This is a genomic window from Limnohabitans sp., assembly GCF_044361645.1.
Lineage (GTDB): Bacteria > Pseudomonadota > Gammaproteobacteria > Burkholderiales > Burkholderiaceae_C > Limnohabitans_A.
Genome location: NZ_JBIKIL010000003.1, coordinates 26,412 through 48,586 on the forward strand (window position 1 = coordinate 26,412; position 22,175 = coordinate 48,586).

The window sequence follows — 22,175 nt, forward strand, 5'->3', positions numbered from 1 at the left end:
GAGCGCTTGACATGAACCCACTGAAGATGCCTGCAAGCTTGTTGCACGGTCAAGCCGATGGCTGCTTGTCGCAGTGGCTGTCTTTGCTGCCAGCAGCGCTGCCCAAGGCGGTGTTGCTGGACGCATCTTCGCTGCGCGAATTTGATTCCTCTGCCTTGGCCGTGTTGCTGGGCTTGCGCCGGGTTTTGTCGCAAAAAGGCAGCACTTTGCAGGTTGAGGGCATGACGCCCCGTTTGCGTGAGTTGGCCAATTTGTACGGGGTCCTTGGACTGTTGGAAGAGGCTTGAATCGGCGCAACTGAGCCCATTTCTCACCGATCCCCCTGGTGCTTGCCGGAGTCTGCAGGCCAGCACCTAAAATAAGCCCTCTAAATGTCTGCGCTCTCCTTCCAATCTGTTTCCAAAAGCTACCTGGCCAAACAGGCGGGAATGGCCACGTGTCATGCACTCGACCAGGTCAGTTTTGACGTACAAGAGGGCGAGTTTTTCGGTCTGCTGGGCCCCAACGGCGCGGGCAAAACCACCCTGATCAGCAATTTGGCGGGCCTGTGCCGCCCCACCACTGGCCGCGTGCTGGTGCATGGCCACGACGTGCAAACCGATTACGCCGCCGCGCGCCGCTTGTTGGGCGTGGTGCCGCAAGAGCTGGTGTTTGACCCTTTTTTCACTGTGCGCGAATCGCTGCGCATCCAGTCGGGCTATTTCGGCGTCAAAAACAACGAGGCTTGGATCGACGAGCTGCTGGACAGCCTGGGGCTGAGCGACAAGGCAGGCGCCAACATGCGCCAACTCTCGGGCGGCATGAAGCGGCGTGTGCTGGTGGCCCAGGCCTTGGTGCACAAGCCGCGCGTCATCGTGCTCGACGAGCCCACCGCTGGCGTCGATGTCGAACTGCGCCAAACCCTGTGGGCCTTCATCGTCAAACTCAACAAGCTAGGCCACACTGTTTTGCTCACCACCCATTACCTCGAAGAGGCCGAGGCCCTGTGCGGGCGCATTGCCATGCTCAAGCGTGGCCAGTTGCTGGCGCTGGAGCGCACCTCCGATTTGCTGCGCTCGGCCACCAGCCAGGTGCTGCGCTTCAAGCTCGACGGCGATTTGCCGCCCGCCTTGGCGGCCATGGCCCGCGTCACGGGGCGCATCGTGCAGTTGCCGGTGCACAACGCGGTGGAGATCGAAAGCCACCTGGCCGCCATCCGCACCGCCGGTTTGGTGGCCGAAGGCGTGGAGATTCGCCAGGCCGATCTGGAAGACGTGTTCTTGGAAGTCATGAACCGCAAACAATTGGCCTCTGGAGCGCTGGCATGACGGGCTGGCAAACCCTGCTGTACAAAGAAGTGCTGCGCTTTTGGAAAGTCGGTTTTCAAACCGTGGCCGCACCGGTGCTGACCTCGGTGTTGTACATGCTGATTTTCGGCCACGTGCTGGAAGACCACGTCAAGGTCTACGACAACGTGGCCTACACCTCGTTTTTGCTGCCGGGCCTGATCATGATGGGCGTGCTGCAAAACGCGTTTGCCAACAGCTCGTCGAGCTTGGTGCAAAGCAAAATCATGGGCAGTTTGGTGTTTTTGTTGCTCACGCCCCTGTCGCACCGCAGCTGGTTTGTGGCCTATGTGGGCTCGTCGGTGGTGCGCGGTTTGGCGGTGGGTGTGGGCGTGTTTGTCATCACCGGCTGGATGGTCAACATCACCTTCGTCAACCCGCTGTGGATTTTGGCCTTTGCCTTCATGGGGGCTGCCATGATGGGTGCCTTGGGCGTGATCGCCGGGCTGTGGGCCGAAAAGTTTGACCAAATGGCGGCCTTTCAGAACTTCATCATCATGCCCATGACGTTTTTATCGGGTGTGTTTTATTCCATCCATTCCTTGCCGCCGTTTTGGCAAAAACTCAGCCACTTGAACCCGTTTTTCTACATGATTGACGGTTTTCGTTACGGCTTTTTTGGCCAAAGTGATGTCTCGCCTTGGCTCAGCCTGGCGGTGGTGGGCACCGCCCTGGCGGTCATCAGCGGCCTGACCCTTCAGCTTTTGCGCATCGGCTACAAAATACGGAGCTGAGAGAAACCTCATGAACGCACAACAACTTCAAAACATGATCGCTGCAGGCCTTGCCTGCACCCACCTCACGGTCGAGGGCGATGGCCGCCATTGGAGCGCCGTGGTCGTGTCCGAAGCCTTTGCGGGCCTGCGGCCGATTGCACGCCACCAGCGCGTGTACGCCACACTGGGCCAAAAAATGCACACCGACGAGGTGCACGCTTTGTCGATAAAAACCTACACGCCCGCCGAGTGGGCCGCGCAAGCCCCATGATCCGAAGGCCTTCTGGCCGCAACGCACCAAACTGACCCATGGACAAACTGATCATTCGCGGCGGTCGCCGCTTGCAAGGCACGCTGGACGTGTCGGGGGCCAAAAATGCCGCCTTGCCTGAGCTGTGCGCCGCCTTGCTCAGCGCCGAGCCCGTCACGCTGGCCAATGTGCCGCGCCTGCAAGACGTCTCGACCATGCTCAAGCTGATCCGCAACATGGGCGTGACGGCTGAGCACCACGAAGACGGCCGCGTCACCCTGGATGCGGGGGCCTTGAACAACCCCGAAGCGCCCTACGAGCTGGTCAAAACCATGCGCGCCTCGGTGCTGGCGCTGGGCCCCTTGTTGGCGCGCTTTGGCCACGCCAAGGTCTCGCTGCCCGGTGGCTGCGCCATTGGCTCGCGCCCGGTGGACCAGCACATCAAAGGCTTGCAGGCCATGGGCGCGGTGATCACGGTGGAGCACGGCTACATGCTGGCCAGCTTGCCCGCCGGTCGCACACGGCTGAAGGGCGCGCACATCACCACCGACATGGTCACCGTCACGGGCACCGAAAACCTCATGATGGCCGCCGCCTTGGCCGAGGGCGAGACGGTGCTGGAAAACGCCGCGCAAGAGCCCGAAATTCCTGACCTGGCCGAGATGCTGATCCAAATGGGTGCAAAGATCGAAGGCCACGGCACACGCCGCATCCGCATTCAGGGTGTGGAGCGTTTGCACGGCGCGCAGCACCAAGTGGTGGCCGACCGCATCGAGGCGGGCACCTTTTTGTGCGCGGTGGCGGCCACGGGTGGTGACGTGGTGTTGCGCCATGGCCGTGCCGACCACCTCGAAGTGGTCATCGAAAAACTGCGCGATGCCGGTGCCACCATCGAAGCCGGTGAGGGTTTCATTCGCATCGCATCCCTTGGTCGCCTGAAGGCGCAGAGTTTTCGCACCACCGAATACCCGGGCTTTCCGACCGACATGCAGGCGCAGTTCATGGCGCTCAACTGCATCTCGCACGGGGCCAGCAAAGTGACCGAAACCATTTTTGAAAACCGCTTCATGCACGTCAATGAGCTGGTGCGCCTGGGTGCGCACATCCAGATCGACGGCAAAGTCTCGGTGATCGAGGGTGTCGAAAAACTCTCCGGTGCCACGGTGATGGCCACCGATTTGCGGGCCTCGGCCAGCTTGGTGATTGCCGGCTTAGTGGCCGAGGGTGAAACCACCATCGAGCGCATTTACCACCTGGACCGGGGCTACGACCGCATGGAACTCAAACTGCGCGGCCTGGGGGCCGACATCGAACGCGTGAAGTGAAATGACATGATCACACTGGCCCTGTCCAAAGGACGCATTTTTGACGAAACCCTGCCCCTGCTCAGTGCTGCGGGCATCGAGGTGCTGGAAGACCCCGAAAAATCGCGCAAGCTGATCTTGCCCACCAACCAACCCCATGTGCGCGTGGTGCTGGTGCGCGCCAGCGACGTGCCCACCTATGTGGAGTACGGCGGCGCAGACTTGGGCGTGACGGGCCTGGACACCTTGATCGAGCATGGCGGCCAAGGCCTGTACCAGCCGCTGGACCTGAACATCGCCAAATGCCGCATGAGCGTGGCGGTGCGCGCCGACTTTGATTACGCCCGCGCGGTGCGCTCGGGCTCGCGCTTGAAAGTGGCCACCAAATTCACAGCGATTGCGCGTGACTTCTTTGCCACCAAGGGCGTGCACGTGGACCTGATCAAACTCTACGGCAGCATGGAGTTGGCCCCGCTCACAGGTTTGGCCGATGCGATTGTGGATTTGGTCTCGACCGGCAACACCCTCAAGGCCAACCACCTGGTTGAAGTCGAACGCATCATGGACATCAGCTCGCGCTTGGTGGTGAACCAAGCCGCCCTCAAACTCAAACAAGCACCGATTCGCGCCATCATCGACGCCTTTGCCGGTGCGGTGAAGAAAGGCTGAACAACATGGACTCGTTGGGCCTGCAAGCCAAACCCTTGCAACTGAACACGGCAGACGCCGGTTTTGAAGCGGCCTTTGCGGCCCGTCTGCATTGGTCAGCCGACACCGACGCCGCCATCGAGCAGCGGGTGGCCGACATCCTGGCCGATGTGCAGCAGCGTGGCGACGCGGCGGTGCTGGAGTACACCCAGCGTTTTGACGGCCTGCAAGCGTTGGATGTGAAGGCGCTGGAGATCACCCAAGCCGAACTGAAAGCGGCATTGGGCGGCCTGCCCGCCGTGCAGCGCGAAGCCTTGCAAGCCGCAGCAAGCCGTGTGCGCCAATACCACGAAGCGCAAAAGAAAGCCTCAGGCGAAAGTTGGAGCTACCGCGACGAAGACGGCACGCTGCTCGGCCAAAAAGTCACGCCGCTGGACCGCGTGGGCATTTACGTGCCCGGCGGCAAAGCCGCTTACCCCTCGTCGGTGTTGATGAACGCGATTCCCGCTCACGTGGCCGGTGTGCAAGAGATCATCATGGTGGTGCCCACGCCGAATGGCGTGCGCAACCCGCTGGTGCTGGCCGCTGCCTGTGTGGCGGGCGTGAGCCGCGCCTTCACGGTGGGCGGCGCGCAAGCTGTGGCGGCGCTGGCCTATGGCACGGCCACCATCCCCAAAGTGGACAAGATCACCGGCCCGGGCAACGCCTATGTGGCCAGCGCCAAAAAGCGCGTGTTTGGCACCGTGGGCATCGACATGATCGCAGGCCCCAGCGAAATTTTGGTCTTGGCCGACGGCACCACCCCGGCCGACTGGGTGGCGATGGACCTTTTTTCACAGGCCGAGCACGACGAACTGGCGCAAAGCATTTTGCTGTGCCCCGATGCCGATTACATCGCCCAAGTGCAAGCCGCCATTGATCGCCTGCTGCCCTCCATGCCGAGGCGCGAAATCATCGCCAAGTCGCTCAACGACAGGGGCGCTTTGATCTTGACGCGCAGCATGGAAGAGGCCTGCGCCATCAGCAACCGCATCGCGCCCGAGCACCTGGAGGTGTCAAGCCGTGAGCCGCACCGCTGGGAGCCGCTGCTGCGCCACGCGGGGGCCATCTTTTTGGGCGCGTTCACCAGTGAGTCGTTGGGTGACTACTGCGCAGGCCCCAACCACGTCTTGCCCACCAGCGGCACGGCGCGTTTCTCGTCGCCGCTGGGCGTGTACGACTTTCAAAAACGCAGCAGCTTGATTGAGGTCAGCCAAGTCGGTGCCCAGACGCTCGGCCGCATTGCCGCCGAGCTGGCCTACGGCGAAGGCCTGCAAGCCCACGCCCGCGCCGCCGAACTCCGTTTGAACCCTGTGCCCCCGATGCGAGACCCGAAATGAGCACTGTCAGCCCCCAACTCATGCAACGCATCCGCCAAGACGTGCAGTCCATGCACGCCTATGCCATCCAGGATTCGGCGGGCATGGTCAAGCTCGACGCGATGGAGAACCCGCACAGACTGCCGGCTGATTTGCAAAAGGCTTTGGGCGAGCGCCTGGGCGCCTTGGCGCTCAACCGCTACCCCGGCGAACGGGTCAACGAGCTGCGCCACGCCCTGGCCAGCTATGCAGGCATGCCCGAAGGCTTTGACATCATGCTGGGCAACGGCTCAGACGAGTTGATCTCTTTGCTGGCCATGGCGTGCGATGTGCCCGGGGCCAGTATCCTGTCGCCTTTGCCGGGCTTTGTCATGTACGCCATGAGCGCCCAGCTGCAAGGCCTGGCCTTTCATGGTGTGCCGCTCACGGCCGACTTTGAGCTGGACGAAGCCGCCATGCTGGCCGCCATTAATCAGCACAAGCCGGCCATCGTCTACTTGGCTTACCCCAACAACCCCACCGGCAACCTGTGGAACGACGACACGATCGAGAAGATCGTGTTGGCCCAGGGCGCGCAAGGCGGCTTGGTGGTGATGGACGAGGCCTACCAGCCCTTTGCCAGCCGCAGCTACGCAGGCCGCATCACGCGCCACTCGCATGTCTTGCTCATGCGCACGCTGTCCAAGTTTGGTTTGGCCGGTGTGCGTCTGGGCTACATGATTGGCCCCAAGGCCTTGGTGGCTGAGATCGACAAAGTGCGCCCGCCTTACAACATCAGTGTGCTCAATGCCGAGTGCGCCTTGTTTGCGCTGGCGCATGCCCAGGTGTTTGCTGCGCAGGCCCAAGACCTGCGCGAGCAGCGTACCCGTTTGCTGAGTGAGCTGGCTGCCTTGCCCGGCGTGCGCCCATTCCCCAGCGAAGCCAACATGATCCTGGCCCGCGTGCCCGATGCGGCCAAAACTTTTGACGGCCTGAAGGCCCACGGTGTGCTGATCAAGAACATTTCTAAAATGCACCCATTGCTGGCCAACTGCCTGCGCCTGACGGTGGGCACCGCCGCAGAAAACGACCAACTCCTTGCCGCCTTGAAAGTCTCTCTATGAACCGCACCGCTGACCGTACAGCCAATGTGACCCGCAAGACGGCTGAGACGAACATCCGCGTGGCCATCAACCTGGACGGCACAGGTCAGGCCAAGCTGGCCAGCGGCATTGGTTTTCTGGACCACATGCTCGACCAAATCGCCCGCCATGGTTTGATTGACCTGGACATCGCCTGCGAAGGCGACCTGCACATCGACGGCCACCACACGGTCGAAGACATTGGCATCACCCTGGGCCAAGCCTTTGCGCAGGCCATGGGCGACAAAAAAGGCATTCGCCGTTATGGCCATGCTTATGTGCCGCTGGACGAAGCCTTGAGCCGCGTGGTGGTGGACTTTTCGGGCCGCCCCGGTTTGCACATGGATGTGAAATTCACCTCGGGCTCCTTGGGCGCGCTCGACACGCAGTTGATTTACGAGTTCTTCCAAGGCTTTGTGAACCATGCCCTGTGCACCTTGCACATCGACAACCTCAAGGGCCACAACGCCCACCACCAGTGCGAAACCATCTTCAAGGCCTTTGCCCGCGCCGTGCGTGCGGCGCTCGAACTTGATCCCCGCTCGGCGGGTGTCATCCCCTCTACGAAGGGTTCACTCTGACATGAGCGTCAACCGCGTTGCTGTGGTGGATTACGGCATGGGCAACCTGCGCAGCGTGGCGCAGGCCGTCATCCATGCGGCTTCCAGCGTGGACCATGCCGAAGTGACCGTGACCTCAGACCCGCAAGTGGTGCGCAACGCGCACCGCGTGGTCTTGCCGGGGCAGGGCGCCATGCCCGACTGCATGCGCGAGCTGCGCGACTCGGGCCTGCTCGATGCCGTGCTCGAAGCCGCCGCAGCCAAGCCCCTGTTTGGCGTGTGTGTGGGCATGCAAATGCTGCTGGACCACAGCGCCGAGGGCGACACGCCCGGCCTGGGCCTGATTCCCGGCCGCGTGGTCAAGTTTGAGCTGGCGGGGCAAACGCAGCCCGATGGCACCCGCTACAAAGTCCCGCAAATGGGCTGGAACCAGGTCTGGCAAGCCGCCAAGCCGCACGCTTTGTGGCATGGCATCGCAGACGGCAACTGGTACTATTTTGTGCACAGCTTTTATGCCCGCGTGGCCCAGGCTGAGCACAGCGCGGCCGAAACCGATTACGGTGGCCGCTTTGCCTGTGCCATCGCCCGTGACAATATTTTTGCCACCCAGTTTCACCCCGAAAAAAGCGCGGACCAAGGCTTGGCCTTGTTTCGCAATTTCCTCCACTGGCAGCCTTGAGAAGTTTTCACTGCCGCTTCTTTCTCTCCACTGCTTTTGAGCCCGCCATGATTCTGATCCCCGCCATTGACCTCAAAGACGGCCACTGCGTTCGCCTCAAACAGGGCGATATGGACCAAGCCACGACCTTTGGTGAAGACCCCGCCGCCATGGCCCGCACCTGGCTCGAAAAAGGCGCACGCCGCCTGCACCTGGTGGATTTGAACGGCGCGTTCGCGGGCAAGCCGCAAAACTTCTCGGCCATCAAGTCCATCTTGAAAGCCGTGGGCGACGACATCCCGGTGCAGCTGGGCGGCGGCATCCGCGACCTGGACACGATTGAAAAATACATCGACAGCGGCCTGCGCTACGTCATCATCGGCACCGCCGCCGTCAAGAACCCTGGCTTTTTGAAAGACGCCTGCACCGCCTTTGGCGGCCACATCATCGTCGGGCTGGACGCCAAAGACGGCAAAGTCGCCACCGACGGCTGGAGCAAACTCACCGGCCACGAAGTGGTGGACTTGGCCAAGAAGTTTGAAGACTGGGGCGTCGAATCCATCATTTACACCGACATTGGCCGCGACGGGATGCTCAGCGGCATCAACATCGACGCCACCGTCAAGCTGGCCCAAGCCTTGACGATCCCCGTCATTGCCTCGGGCGGCCTGTCCAACATGGCCGACATCGAGCAACTGTGCGCAGTGGAGGATGAAGGGGTCGAAGGCGTGATCTGTGGCCGTGCGGTGTATTCGGGCGACCTGGACTTCGCGCTGGCGCAGCAACGCGCCGACGAACTCAACGGTTGACACGATCTCCATCCCCATTCCACATGAGCCTTCAGGCCACTTGTCGCGACACCGAGTTCGCAGGCCTGCCCGCTTGTGAACTGCGTTTGCCGCAAGGCGACCGCCTGTTGGTCGCCCTGCACGGCGCGCATGTGCTGTCTTGGGTGTCGGGCGGCCAAGAGCGCCTGTACCTCAGCCCCCAAAGCGTCATGGACGGCCAAACCGCTATCCGGGGCGGCGTGCCGGTGTGCTTTCCGCAGTTCAACCAACGCGGCCCGATGGCCGATCGCCTGCCCAAACACGGCTTTGCCCGCAACCTGGCTTGGCAGGCCGATGCGCCTGTGCTGTCGGCCGACAGTGCCCAGCTATGTTTGCATCTGCAAGACAACGCCCGCACCCGCAAATGGTGGCCGCAGGCCTTTGCACTGCAACTGCACATCACCCTGCGCCCCGGCACCCTGCGCATCAGCCTGAACGTGCACAACACCGACACTCAGCCGCTGGCGTTTTCGGGGGCGCTGCACACCTATTTGGCCGTGCCCGACGTGACGCAGGCCACGCTGCAAGGCCTGGGCGGTCAACCCGAGTGGGATTCAATCACCGACACCCACGCGCAAGCCGACGACACACTGCGCTTTGCCGCCGAATTTGACCGTGTGTACGAAGCCGGGCCACAGCCCATGACGCTCAACCAGACCCTGCACATCAGCCAAAGCCCCAGTTGGGCCCACACCGTGGTTTGGAACCCCGCGCAAGACCTGTGCAAGCGCTTGGCCGACATGCCCGAGGGTGGCTGGCGACACATGCTGTGCGTCGAAGCGGCGCAAGTGTACGATCCCATCACCTTGCCTGCGGGCGGACGATGGGAAGGCTGGCAGCGCTTGGCTTTGTGTGCATGATGCAAGCAACTTTGGATTGGGTAAAAAAATGAGTCAGATCATGTCGATTGAACAAGCGCGCAGCAGCAGTTTAAGAGGATCGGTGGCTGCCATGGCCAGAGCGGCCAATCAAGCCCGGCGAACGGCTGCGCAAACCCAAACCGCTTTGGTGGTCGAGCGCAATGGCGTTCTGGAGCATCTGTACATCACGGCCACACAAAGCGACATCAAGCCCAATACCGTCTCCATCGCACCACAAGAGGGTCACTGAAACATGCTCGCCAAACGCATCATCCCCTGCCTTGACGTGACCGGTGGTCGTGTGGTCAAGGGCGTCAACTTTGTCGAACTGCGCGACGCCGGCGACCCGGTCGAAATCGCCGCCCGCTACAACGAGCAAGGCGCAGACGAACTCACGTTTTTGGACATCACCGCCACCAGCGACGGGCGCGACGTGATCTTGCACATCATCGAAGCCGTGGCCAGCCAGGTGTTCATCCCGCTCACCGTGGGCGGCGGTGTGCGCACGGTGGAAGACGTGCGCCGATTGCTCAACGCAGGCGCAGACAAAACAAGCTTCAACTCTGCCGCGATTGCCAACCCGCAAGTCATCCGCGACGCCTCGGCCAAATACGGCGCGCAGTGCATCGTGGTGGCGATTGACGCCAAGCGCCGCACACCCGAAGACGAGCAGCGCATCGGCACCAACGGTTTGGCCCTAGGCCCCGGCTGGGACGTTTACAGCCACGGCGGCCGCAAAAACGTGGGCCTGGACGCGGTGGCTTGGGCCAGCCAAATGGCCGAGTATGGTGCAGGCGAAATCCTGCTCACCAGCATGGACCGCGACGGCACCAAAAGCGGCTTTGACCTGCCACTGACCCGCGCTGTGAGCGACGCTGTGAGCGTGCCCGTGATTGCGTCTGGCGGCGTGGGCAACCTCGACCACTTGGCCGATGGCGTGAGCATCGGCGGTGCGGATGCGGTTTTGGCGGCCAGCATCTTTCATTACGGTGAATACACCGTGCAACAGGCCAAAGCGCGGATGCGGGAGCGGGGGATTCCGGTGCGGATTTGACGAGTTGACGAATCGGCCTAGACGCTGAGCAAAGCATCCAAAGGGCTGGCTGTGCCACCCGCGGCCACCTTCAGCACATGGGTGTAAATCATCGTTGTCGAGACGTCAGAATGACCCAGCAACTCTTGCACCGTGCGAATGTCGGTGCCCGACTGCAGCAAATGCGTGGCAAACGAGTGGCGCAGCGTGTGAACGGATACGGGTTTGACAATGCCCGCAGCCGCAACGGCCTTTTTTAAGGCGCGTTGCAAGCGCTCTTCAAACAAGTGGTGGCGGCGCTCCACGCCACTGCGAGGGTCAACCGACAGCGTGGGCGAAGGAAACATCCAAAACCAGCCCCACGTATCACCTACCTTGGGGTATTTGCTAGCCAAAGCGTGGGGCACATCCACACCACCCCGTTGCACTTGCCGATCAGCCTCCCACTGCGCCCGTGCCGCCAACATTTGCAAACGCAAGGCCGGTGCCAGCGAGCGGGGCAGCATCACCACGCGGTCTTTGGACCCTTTGGCCTCGCGCACGATGATGGCCTGACGCTCAAAATCCACGTCTTTTATCCGCAAGCGCATCCCCTCCATCAGCCGCATGCCCGTGCCGTACAGCAGCCGAGCCAGCAGCGCAGTCACGCCGTCCATCTGTGCCAAAAGACCAGCCACTTCGTCTTTGGTCAGCACCGACGGAATGCGCTTGGTCTGCTGAGGTCGACCAATGTTATTGAGCCAAGGTAAATCAATGCCCAGCACCTCCCGGTACAAAAACAGCAGAGCACTGAGCGCTTGGTTGTGAGTGGAGGCCGACACCTTGCGCTCATTGGCCAGCATGGACAAAAAAGCTTCGACATCGGCCACACCCAACTCGCGCGGGTGACGCATGCCGCCTGACTGCGTGGCGCTCCAGCGGATAAAAAAACGAATCCAATAAAGGTAAGCTTTCTCGGTTTTGAGGCTATAGTGCATATACCGAACCCGCTCGCGCACCTGATCAAGCAAGCGGGTGGACTGCAAGGAAGGGGCACCGGGTTTCATGGCAAATTTATACCTGTACAAAACCACAGTATACGAACCTGTAAGCCAAGGCGCAAGCGGCTTGCGGCCATTTCATCCAAAAGATGTATCGACTGTGCCTGGATGTATCCACCGGGTTTTGCGGTCTACATCACGTTAGGCCTCATATCAAATGTTTCCTACTTCAATGAAGCTCAGTTTCTTCACCGCTGCACTGATCGCACTCTCTGTCATCACGGGTTGCGCAACTGCCCCTGCGGACGCTCCGAAGTTTTCAGCCGCTCCTGCGGCGCCTGAGGGCTTTGCCACCGTGTACGTTTTTCGGCTGAGTGCGCCCCCATTCTCAAGAGAAATTAAGTTGAGCATCGCGGGAAAGCCGTTGTTCGCCGCCACCGAACAGGCCTATACATGGGCGTACGTTCGTGCGGGCACTCACACGGTATATGCGGAGTGGCCGACTGAACTCTTCGGAAGCAAGCAATGGCCAGATGCATCCACGACGTTAGCCCTAGAAGCCGGTAAGTCTTACTTTGTCCGCGCCCTCGGAGATGTTGGAATTGTCTCGGGCGGGTTCCTGTCGGGCGGCTCTATTGTTCGGAGGAGCGGGCTCATCGTGCTTCCACAAGAGACAGGGCAAGCACAATTGATTGCCTGTTGTCGTTACATTAAGCCCGTCCTTAGCGTCGTCGAATGAGGCCTAACGAGTAAGGATAGGTCGCGCGAAGCCGCGACCTGATCCGTTTGTTGGACGAGCCCGGTTCTGGGCGGTGGTTTGAGCCCTACAGAAAACATCTTTTTTGTCTTGCCTGTGCGATTGAGCATTCACATGGCTCAAGCGATCTGACGGCGTTGCGCCTTGTGCCATTGCGGCACTTTTGGGCCCTGTGTGGCTGTTTTTGGTCGCGCACATGCTCAGTGCTTTTGGGGCACTGTTGCGCAATCCTCAAGCTGAGATCGGGATTGTTACTGCTTCGTGGTGGCCTGACTGTGTTGCGGTGGCGGCGCATTGGTCGATGGCAAGATTCGGCGGCGCAGCACCCTCATGGCACCGGCGCAGCACGCGCACTTCCATTGCGCACGAGGCGTGGTCTGAGATGTCGCTGATGGGGTTGCGGTGCCACTTGGGCGCTTGAACACCAGCAACTTCAGCAAGGCGATCAGCCTTTTGCTGTTCGGATGCAAGAAACCAAAGTTGCGCGCCCTTCTAAAGCCTTTGGGCAAAACATGCTGCATCACCAGACGCAGAAACTGCGCGCCACTCACGGTGCGCGTGGTCAGGCGTTTGGTTTTGCTGTCGCGCCAACGGTAGGTGACGTTGTTGCCGTCGCAGCGCAAGATGTCCTTCTCCTGAATGACGCCCCGGTACAAATAGCGGCCCAAGTAGATGATGGCCTTGTGACCACTGCCCACACTCTTGCAATCGACCACCCACACTGCGGTTCCTCCCCGATGACGTCAGGCTGCGATTGTGGACATGGCAAGATCATTTCGACCCAATAAAAAGCGAGCGCACATGACACGCTCGCTAACCCGTTGCTCCATCGAACGGCTTCGTAGCCCGCTGAGTGCCAACGCTAAACCGCAGAAGAAATATTGGTTGTTGCCAATACGTTTTGTATATACACTTGCCGCATGGAGTTCACTTGGTCTGAAACGAAGCGTGCAGCGAACATCAAAGCCCATGGGCTTGACTTCCTGGATGCCGCGAGCGTTTTTGAAGGCGTGACATTTACGTTCGAGGATGACCGTTTTTCCTACGGCGAGCAACGCTTCGTTACGCTGGGCTTGCTCGCTGGCATCACTGTTTCAGTCGTACATACGGAGAATGAACATGAAATCCGCGTCATCTCTTTCCGAAAAGCAACCAAGCGCGAGTCGCAAATCTACTTCGATGAAATCCAAAACTGATTGGGCGCGCCTGAAGTCCGGTGCGGGCGAACAAAAGCCGGCCCCCGAGCACCCAGAGGCGAACGTAAAGCACATTGTTCGCGGTTTGGTTCGCAAGGGTTTGAAGCCGCTACCTGCCAAAGCATCCATTTCGCTGCGCGTGGATCAAGATGTGCTCGAATGGTTCAAGGCTCAAGGAGCGGGCTATCAGACGCGCATTAATACAGTTCTGAGGGCCTTCCGTGACGCTTCGGTTTAACAGGCTGCTCGTCACGTACACGCAGCAGCAGCTTGCCCCTGCGCGGCGCTTGTTGCGTGCCGGACAGCGCCAACTTTATGCGATACCAAAACCACCCCATGCCGCAATCCACCGCAGTTGAAGTTGCAAAAGAGTTTTGGCGCCTTATGGCGAGCAATGACTTCCAAGCAGTCAGTGCTGTCCTGGCCCCCAACTTTGTACTCGAATGGCCTCAATCGAAGGAACGCATTCGCGGTGCCGAACGGTTCGCACAAATGAACCAGGAGTACCCGGCGCATGGCCACTGGAAGTTCACAGTCAATCGGCTTGTAGGCTCAGAGTCGGAGGCCGTGTCCGAGGTCGAAGTCACAGACGGAGTTCAAAAGGCCAGGGCCATCACCTTCTTTACCGTCCAGCAAGGCAAAGTCACACGGCTTGTCGAGTTTTGGCCCGAGCCTTATGCGCCTCCAGCCAATAGGGCGCACCTCGTAGAGGCAATGGAATGAGCGTGCACGCAGAAGCGCCTAACGAGTAAGGACAGGTCGCACGTAGCCGCTTTTCTGTCCGTTTGTTGGCGTGCGCCCGGCATGGGCGCACACCTGTGGGTGCAAGTCCCGCCGCGAGCTGGTCACAGCGAGCTTGAGTGTTGCGCAACTGCATGAGGGTGACCGAGTGTGGGAAGGCAAGCGTGGCGCGTAAACCGCGAGTCGATGAACAAAAATCGCATAGAAGGCGCTGCCAAGCAGGGCGAGCAAGCGCCAATTTGCAAAGCTCTTGTGACCAAGGCGAAGTGGCGTAGATGCGGCGATTGTGCGGTGAAGGTGTGCGTTCTTACCCGGGGAGATCTCGCCCTACGGCTGAAAGGCCGACGGTGCAAGCCGCAAGCGAGAAGTCAGCAGAGACCGTAGCAGTGGGCGTACGGGGTCGACGTGGCACAAAGAAATCCACGAAGGCCAAACGGTTGACGTCAATCAGGCGTTAGAGAGTGACTGAAGACATGCAAAGCCGCAAAGTCATGCGTCAGATGCTGGGGCAACCCGGGCTGGCAGGGAGGAAGCCCGGTGAAGCTGGGTGTGAGCCTGCCAGTGACGAAACTGGAGGGACGTTGCATGAGCACCCAGGCACAGGGTCAGCAAAGTCGATGGTCTTAACAGGTGGCCTGCTGGAGGCGGCGCTGCTCATGCGCTGGGTAAGATGCGGTGATGACTGCTAAAAAGTTCTCAAATGCAGACACAAAGAGACTTTTGTAGGTATCCAGACAGACCATAATCTGCCTCTAACTTGGAACTTGAGAGTTGAAAGCATCAATCCCCTTTCTGAAGAAAGACTCACCACCGCCTTTGATGCGGTTTCGCTCAACATGGTTCATCAACCGCGAATGACGTCATCGCCGCTGGCGGGCCTTGCTGGCGCGGTGGATAAACGCTAGGTGTGAAACCACTTTTTGCGGCATTGAATCTATGCATATGCGATACGCACTCTGGCCCATTTTTCTCGTTGCCGCCGCGTCTGGTGCTGCCGCAGAAGAATCGTGCGGCATGCACGCCGTGAGTCTTCTTGCGGAAGGCAAGACTGAGGAACTGGCAGCCTTGTTCACAATCCAGTCCGAGGTTGTTGAGCCTTTGCAGCGCACGGTAGAAAGCCTCGGAAAAATTACGAACATCAAAGCAGCTTCGACTGCTCGCTTCGCTCAGCACAAGCGCATTTCAATTCAATCGAAAGATTTGCCGCCATCTTACAAATACCAGGGTTACTGGATCAACGCGCGCTCGGAGAGGCTCGGCGCGTTGCAATTTCATATTGCTCGCGCACCTGAATCCGCCTGCAGACTGCTTGCGCTTCACATGGACACTGCGCCGTGAATTTGATGCGATGCAAGCGACGGGCGTGGTTTAACCAGTTGCTGGTCACGGACAAGCAGCATCAGAATGCCGCCGCCGGAACGTGTCAATGACTTTGCTGCACCTTGCTTCATAAATTGACGCTGCAGGGCTGTTCTGTGATTGACGTCAACTGGCATCACGTCGAGGCGAAACCCGAATGAGCCTTCGCTGTTGAGGCCGTCCAAGCCCTCCAACTGAGCTTGGATGCTTGCGGATGAGATACCGCCGACGTATTGACAACAGCTACACCCGTGCCTGCCATTCGTAGCCACTGCATACACACGAAAGGTCACCATGCGCGCCGCAGCCATCAATTTGCGTGCCTTGCCGGAACAGCGAGATCTCATTGATCACGCCGCCACCCTGCTGGGCAAGAACCGTTCTGACTTCATGCTGGAAGCCGCTTGTGAGCGTGCGCAATCGGTATTGCTCGACCAAGTGTTTTTTGGACTGGATGCGGAAAAGTTCCAGCAGTTCACCGCCCTGCTCGACGCGCCGCCCAGTGCCAATGCGGGTCTTGAGCGGCTGATGGCCGTCAAGGCCCCGTGGGACAGTCAAGCCACATGAGCTTGAGCCTGTCAGCCCCGCAGCCACTGGCGGCTGCGCACCTGTTGGGCGACTTCGAGTGCGGTGAGCCTGCGCTGGATGAGTGGCTGAAACGCCGGGCGCTGAACAACCATCTGAGCGGGGCCAGCAGGACCTTTGTGGTCGTTGACGATGAACAGCGGGTGCGCGGTTTTTATGCCTTGGCCGCTGGCGCGGTCGTGCACCAGATGGCCACCCCTTCGGTGCGGCGCAACATGCCCGACCCGATTCCCGTCATGGTGCTGGGCAGGCTAGCGGTGGATCGTCGGTCACAAGGCATGCAACTGGGAGCGGCACTGTTGCAGGACGCGGTCCATCGCGCCATTGCCGTGTCGCAAAACACCGGCGTTCGCGCCTTGCTGGTTCATGCGCTGCACGAACAGGCCAAAGCGTTTTATAAGCACTACGGGTTTCAGGAATCGCCAACACACCCCATGACGCTGATGTTGCGCCTGAACAGCGTCAAGGCTTGATTTTCCCCACAGGGCCGGCACCAGTCCTAGCCAGACGCAGAATGGGTGCCCGCCGGCAAAGTCTCGGCCTTTCTCCACTGTGGCCGCAGTGGCAGTGGCAGTGGCAGTGGCAGTGGCAGTGGTCGGGCCAATGCCTGCGAACTGCATCAGTTGGCGTGATCACACATCTTCTTTGGTGGCTTGCTCAATGTGGTGGTCATACTGCTTGACACGTTCATCCCAGAGGCTCAACTCGCTCAGTGCATCGGCTGCGTCGGTGTTGCACCAGCCGGGCAAGTCTTCGCGGTGCATGTGCGCATGGCAGCGCACAGTGGCAGCTTTCAGAGGCAGCACAATGCCCAATTCAGACAACAGTCCTGAATGCGATGGATCAGCGCAGTGCGTTGTTCCACATTCCACATAAGCTGGGCCCCTCGTGCCACTTGGGCGCTCCCCAAGTGCCAGGCATGCGTGAGTCGACCAAAGAAGGCATGGCCCAAGCACCGGACACATGCGCCAAGGCGCTCGACGGGTGAGCTGGAAAGTTTTTGATGCCAAGCACGCATAAAAAGAAGCGCAGAAACTGTCAGCCAGCGGGCTGAAGGGCAAAGCCCAAGAACTGCTGGCCATCATCCAAGAAAACCCATTTCAAAATCCACCCCCTTATGAAAAGCCCGTAGGCGATCTATCGGACGCCTGTTCATGGCGAATCAATATCCAGCATCGCCTTGTGTACGAAGTTCTCCAGGAGCAAAAAATCGTCAAAGTTCTTCGCATGTGGTCACACCATGAATAAGCGGCGCAACGGTATGAATCGCACCGGATTTTGTGGAAGCAGCTTGGATGTTGCCGACGAATCCGCTAGAGTCGAAGGATGGCACCTACCGTTGTACGCGATGGACCTTACCGGTTGTTCTTCTTCTCCTGATAAGAGCCAAGCATCCACTTCCATGTCGCACATCCAGATGGAGAGGCCAAGTTCTGGCTGACCCCCGTTGTTCACTTGGCGACATCCACGGGCCTGTCACCCCGCCAGATCACTGACGCGCAAGGCGTTGTTCAAGCACACATGAAGGAAATTGAAGATGCATGGAACCATCACTTTGGCGGCTGAGGTCACCAACATCTCTCGCCATGGCTTCTGGATGCGCCTTGGCGACGAGGAGTTGCTGTTGTCCTATGAACAATTCCCCTGGTTTAAACAAGCCACGGTGGCGCAAATCACCCACGTTGAGCGTCCTACTCCAGATCACCTTTATTGGCCGAGCCTGGACATAGACCTATCCGTTAGCGCTATTCGCAGGCCCCAAGATTTTCCGCTCATGTCGCGCAGCTGATTGTGCAACCGTTGCCGAAACCCGTTCCCCTCACGCAGGATGTGATGGTCAGATCACTTTTGCCTGAGGATCAGCTGCAAATCGCCCAATTGAGGCTGCATTACTGAGGCATGCTGGTTGCTGGGTCAAAGAATTCAAAGTGATGGCTGTTTTGATAAGATTCAATCCTACTCACTCAAAGGCCCGTCATGCGAACCACTCAACAACTGAGCATCACATTGCCCAATGAGATGGCCGATGCCATCAAGAGGAAAGTGCGTGCAGGCGAGTACGCGACAGAAAGCGAAGTCATTCGCGAAGGTCTTCGCGCACTTCTAAGCCGAGACCGCGCCATTGAGTCTTGGCTGACGCATCAAGTCGGTGCGGCTTACGATGCACTCAAGGCTGATCCAACGAGAGCTGTCACGGTGGATCAGGTGCGTGAGCGCCTTGCACAAGAGCACACCAAGTTGCAATGACACACCGGGTTGTCTTTTCGCCCGAGGCTTTGGAACAAATTGCTGACCTTTACCAGTACATCGCATCCGAGGCCTCGCCTAGTATTGCTTTGCGCTACACCGAAGCCATTGTGAGCTACTGCGAAAGCCTGAGCATTTTTCCTCAGCGCGGCATGAAACGCGACGATGTGCGGACTGGTTTGCGCATCACACACTACAAAAAACGCGCAGTGATTGCTTTTGCAGTAGATGCAGGGTGGGTATCCATCTTGGGCATCTTTTACGGAGGGCAGGATTATGAGTCTTTGCTGGCCGACGATTCGGACGATGGCGTGCCCCATTGAGGGTTTGCAGGTTTATGAAAACGTCACAGTCAATCACTTAAGATCACCCCCCTATGAATTGGCTCGACAACATCAAATGGGACGACAAAGGCTTGGTGCCTGTGATCGCCCAAGAAAAAGACACCGGCGATGTGATGATGTTCGCCTGGATGAACCGCGAGGCGCTGCAAAAGACGGCCGAGCTCAAGCGGGCGGTGTATTTCAGCCGCTCGCGCAACAAGCTGTGGTTCAAGGGCGAGGAGTCGGGCCATGTGCAGACGGTGCACGAGATCCGCATCGATTGCGACAACGATGTGGTCTTGCTGAAAATCACCCAGCTGGGGCACGAGCCGGGCATTGCCTGCCACACGGGTCGCCACAGCTGCTTTTTCCAGAGCTTGCAGCCAGACGGCTGGCAGGCTGTGGACCCGGTCCTGAAGGACCCTGAAACCATTTACAAGTGAACGCGATGAGTTCTACCGACACCTTGGCCCCGTCCTCTGAAGACACGCTCGCGCGTCTGGCCGCCATCATCGAAAGCCGCAAAGCGGCCAACGGTGGCGACCCCGAGACCAGCTATGTGGCCCGCCTGCTGCACAAGGGGCCGGACGCTTTTTTGAAGAAAATCGGCGAAGAAGCCACCGAAACTGTGATGGCTGCCAAAGACGTGGAGCACGGCGGCGATGCGTCCAAGCTGGTGTGCGAGGTGGCCGATTTGTGGTTTCACAGCATGATCGCGCTGGCGCACTATGGTCTGACGCCCGCCGACGTGGTCAACGAGTTGGCCCGCCGCGAAGGCCTGAGCGGCCTGGAAGAAAAAGCCCTGCGCAAAGTGCAAGAGCGCGAGCGCTTGGGCGAATAGATTGCACGCTTGGGCGAATAGATTTCACCTTGGAGCGAACAAACCATGAACGACCAACCCGTCGATGACAGCACCCACACCACCAGCTGGGTCAGCTACATCTTGCACCTGATCGTGGCAGTCAGCGCCGTGATTCCGGGTGCCCAGATGGGCCCGGCCTTGCTGGTGGTGGCGCTGATCATCGATTTGGTCAAAAAAGGCGACACCGCAGGCTGGGAAGCCACGCATTTCAGCTACCGCATCCGCACTGTGATTTGGGCCGCTTTGATGTACTTGATCACAGCACCTTTGTGGCTCTTGATGTTTTTCCCCGGCTGGCTGGCCTGGGTGGGCATTTCCATCTGGTTTTTGTACCGCATCGTGCTGGGCATGGTGCGCCTGAACGGGCAGCGACCGGTGACCGACTGAACTCTTTTTCTCAATCCAATCAAGCCATGACCGACGCCAACTGCCTATTTTGCAAAATCATCGCGGGCAAGATTCCCTCTCGCAAGGTGTACGAAGACGAACACGTGTTCTCTTTTCACGACATTGCGCCTTGGGCGCCCATCCATTTTTTGATCATCCCGAAGCTGCACATCCCGTCCATGGCGCAGCTGGGGCCAGAGCACACGGCCTTGCTGGGGCACATGATGACGTTGGCCCCCAAGCTGGCCTTGCAAGAGGGTTGCAAGCCTTATCCCGAAGGCGGTTTCCGGATCGTGGTCAACAACGGTGCCGAGGGTGGCCAAGAGGTGCACCACTTGCACATGCACGTCATGGGCGGCCCACGACCTTGGCTGCGGGCCTGATGGGGATTAAAAACCGGGGGTTTCTCTGCCAAATCCTTCTCCCATGAGGGCCGATCCAGTGTCGGGTGACGATCCCCTTAGAATCAGTCGATTAACAGGAGATTTTCATGGGTGCTTTATCAATTTGGCATTGGTTGATCGTGCTTTTGATTGTGGTCATGGTGTTTGGCACCAAAAAACTCAAAAACATGGGTTCTGACTTGGGCGGTGCCGTCAAAGGTTTCAAGGATGGCATGAAAGAAGGCGCAAACAAAGCCGAAGATGAGACCCCTGTGGCTGCGGCTCAGGTCGCATCATCGGTCCAGGCCGAGAAGACCACCATCGACGTCGAAGCCAAGACCAAGTCTTGATTTTTTCGAGCCACTGAACGCAACACCGTGCTGGATCTGAGTTTTTCAAAAATGGCCCTGATTGGGGTGGTGGCGTTGATCGTCATCGGCCCTGAGAAGCTGCCCAAGGTGGCCCGAACCCTGGGTGCTTTGCTTGGCAAGGCGCAGCGTTATGTGTCAGATGTCAAGGCCGAGGTCAATCGGTCTATGGACTTGGAAGAGCTCAAAAAAATGAAAGAAACCATGGAGTCGGCGGCGCGCGATGTCGAGCAGTCGGTGCAAACCACGGCTTCTGATTTTGAAAAAGACTGGGCAGAAACCACAGCGGGTTTGACGGGCGATCTGCCCTCCATCGAGCCTTTGGCTCCGGTATACAAACATCCTGAGAAGAATTGGCGTTTGAAGCGGGGTGCCATGCCCCAGTGGTACAAGGCCCGCTCCGGGGTGCGCACCAAAGCGCTTTCGGGTGCCGCACGCGTGGCCCGTTACCGGCCCAAGCCCTTCAATTCTGTGTGACGATGGCGCACCTGCAGTGCGCACCGTCCAACCGACCTCCAAATGTCCGATACCCCTTCCCAACCCGACGACGAACTCAAAGGTTCAGAGCAGCCATTTGTGGCGCATTTGATCGAGTTGCGTGACCGATTGATTTGGGCCGTTGCCGCAGTGGCCCTGGCTGCTGTGGCCTTGGCCATTTACCCCGGGCCTGGCAACTTGTATGACATTTTGGCGGCCCCCTTGGTGGTGCATTTGCCCAAAGGGGCCACTTTGATCGCCACCTCGGTCATCTCGCCTTTCATGGTGCCGCTCAAAATTTTGTTGATGAGCGCCTTTCTTATCGCACTGCCAGTGGTGTTGTACCAAGTGTGGGCCTTCATTGCGCCAGGCCTGTACAACCATGAGAAAAAATTGGTCATGCCCTTGGTGGTGTCCAGCACCTTGCTGTTTTTTGTGGGCGTGGCTTTTTGTTATTTCTTTGTGTTTGGCCAAGTTTTCAGTTTCATTCAGAGCTTTGCACCCAAAAGCATCACCGCAGCGCCTGACATCGAAGCCTATTTGAGCTTTGTTTTGTCCATGTTTTTGGCTTTTGGTCTGGCGTTTGAGGTGCCGGTGGCCGTGGTGGTGCTGGCCCGCATGGGTGTGGTCAGCATTCAAAAGCTGAAAGACTTCAGGGGCTATTTTGTGGTGTTGGCTTTTGTCATCGCCGCCATTGTCACGCCGCCCGATGTGGTTTCTCAGTTGGCCTTGGCCATTCCCATGTGCTTGCTCTACGAATTGGGCATCTGGGCCGCGCAAATCTTCATCAAAAACACGCAAGCTCCAAAATCCGAGTCTGAAACCACTTGATCGAGCGCTGCAATGAAGT

36 protein-coding genes and 1 pseudogene are annotated in these 22,175 nt (G+C 59.1%); 33 read left to right on the forward strand and 4 right to left on the reverse strand.

Annotated features, from left to right (window positions below):
• Positions 1 to 11 precede the first annotated feature (11 nt).
• The 14 genes from ACIQ39_RS00870 to hisF all read left to right on the forward strand — a co-directional run bounded on the left by ACIQ39_RS00870 (position 12) and on the right by hisF (position 10,681).
• Positions 12 to 287 (forward strand): lipid asymmetry maintenance protein MlaB, encoded by a 276-nt coding sequence (locus ACIQ39_RS00870; RefSeq protein WP_396432715.1) that lies wholly within the window; start codon positions 12 to 14, stop codon positions 285 to 287.
• 84 nt (positions 288 to 371) lie between these two features.
• On the forward strand, positions 372 to 1,307 hold the full coding sequence (locus tag ACIQ39_RS00875) for an ABC transporter ATP-binding protein (protein ID WP_396432716.1): 936 nt from the start codon (positions 372 to 374) through the stop codon (positions 1,305 to 1,307).
• Positions 1,304 to 2,059, forward strand: a complete 756-nt coding sequence (locus tag ACIQ39_RS00880) for an ABC transporter permease (RefSeq protein WP_396432717.1) — start codon at positions 1,304 to 1,306, stop codon at positions 2,057 to 2,059. The genes ACIQ39_RS00875 and ACIQ39_RS00880 overlap by 4 nt, the downstream gene beginning before the upstream one ends.
• Before the next feature lie 10 nt (positions 2,060 to 2,069).
• Positions 2,070 to 2,312 (forward strand): BolA family protein, encoded by a 243-nt coding sequence (locus ACIQ39_RS00885; protein WP_396432718.1) that lies wholly within the window; start codon positions 2,070 to 2,072, stop codon positions 2,310 to 2,312.
• 38 nt (positions 2,313 to 2,350) lie between these two features.
• Positions 2,351 to 3,616, forward strand: a complete 1,266-nt coding sequence (gene murA / locus ACIQ39_RS00890; protein WP_396432719.1) for a UDP-N-acetylglucosamine 1-carboxyvinyltransferase — start codon at positions 2,351 to 2,353, stop codon at positions 3,614 to 3,616.
• A gap of 6 nt (positions 3,617 to 3,622) precedes the next feature.
• Positions 3,623 to 4,264, forward strand: coding sequence for an ATP phosphoribosyltransferase (gene hisG / locus ACIQ39_RS00895; protein WP_396432720.1), 642 nt, complete (start codon positions 3,623 to 3,625; stop codon positions 4,262 to 4,264).
• Between the two features lie 5 nt (positions 4,265 to 4,269).
• Complete coding sequence (hisD, locus tag ACIQ39_RS00900; protein ID WP_396432721.1) at positions 4,270 to 5,622, forward strand: histidinol dehydrogenase; 1,353 nt, start codon at positions 4,270 to 4,272, stop codon at positions 5,620 to 5,622.
• Entirely contained in the window at positions 5,619 to 6,704 is a 1,086-nt protein-coding gene (hisC, locus tag ACIQ39_RS00905) for a histidinol-phosphate transaminase (RefSeq protein ID WP_396432722.1), read from the forward strand. The genes hisD and hisC overlap by 4 nt, the downstream gene beginning before the upstream one ends.
• Positions 6,701 to 7,303 carry an imidazoleglycerol-phosphate dehydratase HisB gene (gene hisB / locus ACIQ39_RS00910; protein WP_396432723.1) on the forward strand — a complete coding sequence of 201 codons (603 nt, stop codon included), beginning with the start codon at positions 6,701 to 6,703 and terminating at the stop codon, positions 7,301 to 7,303. The genes hisC and hisB overlap by 4 nt, the downstream gene beginning before the upstream one ends.
• Before the next feature lies 1 nt (position 7,304).
• Entirely contained in the window at positions 7,305 to 7,961 is a 657-nt protein-coding gene (gene hisH, locus ACIQ39_RS00915) for an imidazole glycerol phosphate synthase subunit HisH (protein ID WP_396432724.1), read from the forward strand.
• A gap of 47 nt (positions 7,962 to 8,008) precedes the next feature.
• A complete protein-coding gene (hisA, locus tag ACIQ39_RS00920) occupies positions 8,009 to 8,749 on the forward strand; it encodes a 1-(5-phosphoribosyl)-5-[(5-phosphoribosylamino)methylideneamino]imidazole-4-carboxamide isomerase (RefSeq protein WP_053172214.1) in 741 nt (246 codons plus the stop codon).
• 23 nt (positions 8,750 to 8,772) lie between these two features.
• Positions 8,773 to 9,627: a D-hexose-6-phosphate mutarotase gene (locus tag ACIQ39_RS00925; protein ID WP_396432725.1), complete on the forward strand. Its 855-nt coding sequence runs from the start codon at positions 8,773 to 8,775 to the stop codon at positions 9,625 to 9,627.
• Positions 9,628 to 9,667: 40 nt separating this feature from the next.
• Entirely contained in the window at positions 9,668 to 9,877 is a 210-nt protein-coding gene (locus tag ACIQ39_RS00930) for a hypothetical protein (protein ID WP_396432726.1), read from the forward strand.
• Between the two features lie 3 nt (positions 9,878 to 9,880).
• Positions 9,881 to 10,681 carry an imidazole glycerol phosphate synthase subunit HisF gene (gene hisF, locus ACIQ39_RS00935; RefSeq protein ID WP_396432727.1) on the forward strand — a complete coding sequence of 267 codons (801 nt, stop codon included), beginning with the start codon at positions 9,881 to 9,883 and terminating at the stop codon, positions 10,679 to 10,681.
• 17 nt (positions 10,682 to 10,698) lie between these two features.
• Here the strand turns inward: hisF and ACIQ39_RS00940 are convergent, their stop codons facing one another.
• On the reverse strand, positions 10,699 to 11,706 hold the full coding sequence (locus ACIQ39_RS00940) for an integron integrase (RefSeq protein ID WP_396432728.1): 1,008 nt from the start codon (positions 11,704 to 11,706) through the stop codon (positions 10,699 to 10,701).
• A gap of 166 nt (positions 11,707 to 11,872) precedes the next feature.
• Here ACIQ39_RS00940 and ACIQ39_RS00945 point away from each other — a divergent pair, with 166 nt between their 5' ends.
• Positions 11,873 to 12,379, forward strand: coding sequence for a DUF2846 domain-containing protein (locus ACIQ39_RS00945; RefSeq protein ID WP_396432729.1), 507 nt, complete (start codon positions 11,873 to 11,875; stop codon positions 12,377 to 12,379).
• A 269-nt stretch (positions 12,380 to 12,648) separates the two neighbouring features.
• Here ACIQ39_RS00945 and ACIQ39_RS00950 read toward each other — a convergent pair.
• Positions 12,649 to 13,116: pseudogene (locus ACIQ39_RS00950) on the reverse strand (transposase); the annotation flags it as partial.
• A 201-nt stretch (positions 13,117 to 13,317) separates the two neighbouring features.
• Between ACIQ39_RS00950 and ACIQ39_RS00955 the strand changes: the two are divergent.
• The 4 genes from ACIQ39_RS00955 (at position 13,318) to ACIQ39_RS00970 (ending at position 15,672) form a co-directional block, all read left to right on the forward strand.
• The gene (locus ACIQ39_RS00955; RefSeq protein ID WP_396432730.1) at positions 13,318 to 13,593 is read left to right on the forward strand and encodes a BrnT family toxin; all 276 of its coding nucleotides are present in this window, start codon (positions 13,318 to 13,320) and stop codon (positions 13,591 to 13,593) included.
• A complete protein-coding gene (locus tag ACIQ39_RS00960; RefSeq protein WP_396432731.1) occupies positions 13,517 to 13,831 on the forward strand; it encodes a BrnA antitoxin family protein in 315 nt (104 codons plus the stop codon). The genes ACIQ39_RS00955 and ACIQ39_RS00960 overlap by 77 nt, the downstream gene beginning before the upstream one ends.
• Positions 13,832 to 13,929: 98 nt before the next feature.
• The gene (locus ACIQ39_RS00965; RefSeq protein WP_396432732.1) at positions 13,930 to 14,316 is read left to right on the forward strand and encodes a nuclear transport factor 2 family protein; all 387 of its coding nucleotides are present in this window, start codon (positions 13,930 to 13,932) and stop codon (positions 14,314 to 14,316) included.
• A gap of 960 nt (positions 14,317 to 15,276) precedes the next feature.
• Positions 15,277 to 15,672, forward strand: a complete 396-nt coding sequence (locus ACIQ39_RS00970; RefSeq protein WP_396432733.1) for a hypothetical protein — start codon at positions 15,277 to 15,279, stop codon at positions 15,670 to 15,672.
• Here the strand turns inward: ACIQ39_RS00970 and ACIQ39_RS00975 are convergent.
• Entirely contained in the window at positions 15,651 to 15,878 is a 228-nt protein-coding gene (locus ACIQ39_RS00975; RefSeq protein ID WP_396432734.1) for a hypothetical protein, read from the reverse strand. The genes ACIQ39_RS00970 and ACIQ39_RS00975 overlap by 22 nt on opposite strands.
• Before the next feature lie 109 nt (positions 15,879 to 15,987).
• Here ACIQ39_RS00975 and ACIQ39_RS00980 point away from each other — a divergent pair, with 109 nt between their 5' ends.
• Both ACIQ39_RS00980 and ACIQ39_RS00985 read left to right on the forward strand, forming a co-directional pair.
• On the forward strand, positions 15,988 to 16,260 hold the full coding sequence (locus ACIQ39_RS00980; protein WP_396432735.1) for a DUF1778 domain-containing protein: 273 nt from the start codon (positions 15,988 to 15,990) through the stop codon (positions 16,258 to 16,260).
• Positions 16,257 to 16,751 (forward strand): GNAT family N-acetyltransferase, encoded by a 495-nt coding sequence (locus ACIQ39_RS00985; protein ID WP_396432736.1) that lies wholly within the window; start codon positions 16,257 to 16,259, stop codon positions 16,749 to 16,751. Before ACIQ39_RS00980 ends, ACIQ39_RS00985 begins: the two co-directional genes overlap by 4 nt.
• Positions 16,752 to 16,910: 159 nt before the next feature.
• On the opposite strand, the gene ACIQ39_RS00990 is transcribed toward ACIQ39_RS00985, so the two are convergent.
• Positions 16,911 to 17,102 carry a hypothetical protein gene (locus ACIQ39_RS00990; RefSeq protein ID WP_396432737.1) on the reverse strand — a complete coding sequence of 64 codons (192 nt, stop codon included), beginning with the start codon at positions 17,100 to 17,102 and terminating at the stop codon, positions 16,911 to 16,913.
• A gap of 211 nt (positions 17,103 to 17,313) precedes the next feature.
• On the opposite strand from ACIQ39_RS00990, the gene ACIQ39_RS00995 reads away from it, so the two are divergent.
• The 12 genes from ACIQ39_RS00995 (at position 17,314) to tatC (ending at position 22,156) form a co-directional block, all read left to right on the forward strand.
• Complete coding sequence (locus ACIQ39_RS00995; RefSeq protein ID WP_396432768.1) at positions 17,314 to 17,526, forward strand: Txe/YoeB family addiction module toxin; 213 nt, start codon at positions 17,314 to 17,316, stop codon at positions 17,524 to 17,526.
• Positions 17,527 to 17,715: 189 nt separating this feature from the next.
• On the forward strand, positions 17,716 to 17,844 hold the full coding sequence (locus ACIQ39_RS01000) for a hypothetical protein (protein WP_396432769.1): 129 nt from the start codon (positions 17,716 to 17,718) through the stop codon (positions 17,842 to 17,844).
• Positions 17,816 to 18,067, forward strand: a complete 252-nt coding sequence (locus tag ACIQ39_RS01005; RefSeq protein WP_396432738.1) for a DUF2442 domain-containing protein — start codon at positions 17,816 to 17,818, stop codon at positions 18,065 to 18,067. Before ACIQ39_RS01000 ends, ACIQ39_RS01005 begins: the two co-directional genes overlap by 29 nt.
• Before the next feature lie 188 nt (positions 18,068 to 18,255).
• Positions 18,256 to 18,525, forward strand: a complete 270-nt coding sequence (locus tag ACIQ39_RS01010) for a type II toxin-antitoxin system ParD family antitoxin (protein WP_396432739.1) — start codon at positions 18,256 to 18,258, stop codon at positions 18,523 to 18,525.
• Positions 18,522 to 18,848: a type II toxin-antitoxin system RelE/ParE family toxin gene (locus ACIQ39_RS01015; RefSeq protein ID WP_396432740.1), complete on the forward strand. Its 327-nt coding sequence runs from the start codon at positions 18,522 to 18,524 to the stop codon at positions 18,846 to 18,848. Before ACIQ39_RS01010 ends, ACIQ39_RS01015 begins: the two co-directional genes overlap by 4 nt.
• Positions 18,849 to 18,901: 53 nt before the next feature.
• Entirely contained in the window at positions 18,902 to 19,291 is a 390-nt protein-coding gene (gene hisI, locus ACIQ39_RS01020) for a phosphoribosyl-AMP cyclohydrolase (protein ID WP_396432741.1), read from the forward strand.
• 5 nt (positions 19,292 to 19,296) lie between these two features.
• Positions 19,297 to 19,689, forward strand: coding sequence for a phosphoribosyl-ATP diphosphatase (locus ACIQ39_RS01025; protein WP_396432742.1), 393 nt, complete (start codon positions 19,297 to 19,299; stop codon positions 19,687 to 19,689).
• A gap of 45 nt (positions 19,690 to 19,734) precedes the next feature.
• Positions 19,735 to 20,097 carry a DUF4870 family protein gene (locus tag ACIQ39_RS01030; protein ID WP_396432743.1) on the forward strand — a complete coding sequence of 121 codons (363 nt, stop codon included), beginning with the start codon at positions 19,735 to 19,737 and terminating at the stop codon, positions 20,095 to 20,097.
• Between the two features lie 26 nt (positions 20,098 to 20,123).
• A complete protein-coding gene (locus tag ACIQ39_RS01035; protein WP_396432744.1) occupies positions 20,124 to 20,480 on the forward strand; it encodes a histidine triad nucleotide-binding protein in 357 nt (118 codons plus the stop codon).
• A 107-nt stretch (positions 20,481 to 20,587) separates the two neighbouring features.
• Positions 20,588 to 20,830, forward strand: a complete 243-nt coding sequence (gene tatA, locus ACIQ39_RS01040) for a Sec-independent protein translocase subunit TatA (RefSeq protein ID WP_396432745.1) — start codon at positions 20,588 to 20,590, stop codon at positions 20,828 to 20,830.
• A gap of 27 nt (positions 20,831 to 20,857) precedes the next feature.
• On the forward strand, positions 20,858 to 21,325 hold the full coding sequence (gene tatB, locus ACIQ39_RS01045; protein WP_396432746.1) for a Sec-independent protein translocase protein TatB: 468 nt from the start codon (positions 20,858 to 20,860) through the stop codon (positions 21,323 to 21,325).
• 42 nt (positions 21,326 to 21,367) lie between these two features.
• Entirely contained in the window at positions 21,368 to 22,156 is a 789-nt protein-coding gene (tatC, locus tag ACIQ39_RS01050; protein WP_396432747.1) for a twin-arginine translocase subunit TatC, read from the forward strand.
• Positions 22,157 to 22,175 lie beyond the last annotated feature (19 nt).

What these genes read in the sequence shown, in the direction of transcription:
- ACIQ39_RS01010 (WP_396432739.1), top strand. Translation starts at nt 18,256, where the DNA reads ATGCGAACCACTCAACAACTGAGCATCACATTGCCCAATGAGATGGCC.
- ACIQ39_RS00985 (WP_396432736.1), top strand. Translation starts at nt 16,257, where the DNA reads ATGAGCTTGAGCCTGTCAGCCCCGCAGCCACTGGCGGCTGCGCACCTG.
- ACIQ39_RS00870 (WP_396432715.1), top strand. Translation starts at nt 12, where the DNA reads ATGAACCCACTGAAGATGCCTGCAAGCTTGTTGCACGGTCAAGCCGAT.
- ACIQ39_RS00885 (WP_396432718.1), top strand. Translation starts at nt 2,070, where the DNA reads ATGAACGCACAACAACTTCAAAACATGATCGCTGCAGGCCTTGCCTGC.
- ACIQ39_RS00880 (WP_396432717.1), top strand. Translation starts at nt 1,304, where the DNA reads ATGACGGGCTGGCAAACCCTGCTGTACAAAGAAGTGCTGCGCTTTTGG.
- tatA (WP_396432745.1), top strand. Translation starts at nt 20,588, where the DNA reads ATGGGTGCTTTATCAATTTGGCATTGGTTGATCGTGCTTTTGATTGTG.
- hisH (WP_396432724.1), top strand. Translation starts at nt 7,305, where the DNA reads ATGAGCGTCAACCGCGTTGCTGTGGTGGATTACGGCATGGGCAACCTG.
- hisC (WP_396432722.1), top strand. Translation starts at nt 5,619, where the DNA reads ATGAGCACTGTCAGCCCCCAACTCATGCAACGCATCCGCCAAGACGTG.
- ACIQ39_RS00965 (WP_396432732.1), top strand. Translation starts at nt 13,930, where the DNA reads ATGCCGCAATCCACCGCAGTTGAAGTTGCAAAAGAGTTTTGGCGCCTT.
- ACIQ39_RS00930 (WP_396432726.1), top strand. Translation starts at nt 9,668, where the DNA reads ATGTCGATTGAACAAGCGCGCAGCAGCAGTTTAAGAGGATCGGTGGCT.
- murA (WP_396432719.1), top strand. Translation starts at nt 2,351, where the DNA reads ATGGACAAACTGATCATTCGCGGCGGTCGCCGCTTGCAAGGCACGCTG.
- hisI (WP_396432741.1), top strand. Translation starts at nt 18,902, where the DNA reads ATGAATTGGCTCGACAACATCAAATGGGACGACAAAGGCTTGGTGCCT.
- ACIQ39_RS01005 (WP_396432738.1), top strand. Translation starts at nt 17,816, where the DNA reads ATGCATGGAACCATCACTTTGGCGGCTGAGGTCACCAACATCTCTCGC.
- hisD (WP_396432721.1), top strand. Translation starts at nt 4,270, where the DNA reads ATGGACTCGTTGGGCCTGCAAGCCAAACCCTTGCAACTGAACACGGCA.
- hisG (WP_396432720.1), top strand. Translation starts at nt 3,623, where the DNA reads ATGATCACACTGGCCCTGTCCAAAGGACGCATTTTTGACGAAACCCTG.
- ACIQ39_RS00940 (WP_396432728.1), bottom strand. Translation starts at nt 11,706, where the DNA reads ATGAAACCCGGTGCCCCTTCCTTGCAGTCCACCCGCTTGCTTGATCAG.
- tatC (WP_396432747.1), top strand. Translation starts at nt 21,368, where the DNA reads ATGTCCGATACCCCTTCCCAACCCGACGACGAACTCAAAGGTTCAGAG.
- ACIQ39_RS00925 (WP_396432725.1), top strand. Translation starts at nt 8,773, where the DNA reads ATGAGCCTTCAGGCCACTTGTCGCGACACCGAGTTCGCAGGCCTGCCC.
- hisF (WP_396432727.1), top strand. Translation starts at nt 9,881, where the DNA reads ATGCTCGCCAAACGCATCATCCCCTGCCTTGACGTGACCGGTGGTCGT.
- ACIQ39_RS00980 (WP_396432735.1), top strand. Translation starts at nt 15,988, where the DNA reads ATGCGCGCCGCAGCCATCAATTTGCGTGCCTTGCCGGAACAGCGAGAT.
- ACIQ39_RS00945 (WP_396432729.1), top strand. Translation starts at nt 11,873, where the DNA reads ATGAAGCTCAGTTTCTTCACCGCTGCACTGATCGCACTCTCTGTCATC.
- hisA (WP_053172214.1), top strand. Translation starts at nt 8,009, where the DNA reads ATGATTCTGATCCCCGCCATTGACCTCAAAGACGGCCACTGCGTTCGC.
- ACIQ39_RS00970 (WP_396432733.1), top strand. Translation starts at nt 15,277, where the DNA reads ATGCGATACGCACTCTGGCCCATTTTTCTCGTTGCCGCCGCGTCTGGT.
- ACIQ39_RS00875 (WP_396432716.1), top strand. Translation starts at nt 372, where the DNA reads ATGTCTGCGCTCTCCTTCCAATCTGTTTCCAAAAGCTACCTGGCCAAA.
- ACIQ39_RS00960 (WP_396432731.1), top strand. Translation starts at nt 13,517, where the DNA reads ATGAAATCCGCGTCATCTCTTTCCGAAAAGCAACCAAGCGCGAGTCGC.
- ACIQ39_RS00955 (WP_396432730.1), top strand. Translation starts at nt 13,318, where the DNA reads ATGGAGTTCACTTGGTCTGAAACGAAGCGTGCAGCGAACATCAAAGCC.
- ACIQ39_RS01030 (WP_396432743.1), top strand. Translation starts at nt 19,735, where the DNA reads ATGAACGACCAACCCGTCGATGACAGCACCCACACCACCAGCTGGGTC.
- ACIQ39_RS01035 (WP_396432744.1), top strand. Translation starts at nt 20,124, where the DNA reads ATGACCGACGCCAACTGCCTATTTTGCAAAATCATCGCGGGCAAGATT.
- ACIQ39_RS01025 (WP_396432742.1), top strand. Translation starts at nt 19,297, where the DNA reads ATGAGTTCTACCGACACCTTGGCCCCGTCCTCTGAAGACACGCTCGCG.
- hisB (WP_396432723.1), top strand. Translation starts at nt 6,701, where the DNA reads ATGAACCGCACCGCTGACCGTACAGCCAATGTGACCCGCAAGACGGCT.
- ACIQ39_RS01015 (WP_396432740.1), top strand. Translation starts at nt 18,522, where the DNA reads ATGACACACCGGGTTGTCTTTTCGCCCGAGGCTTTGGAACAAATTGCT.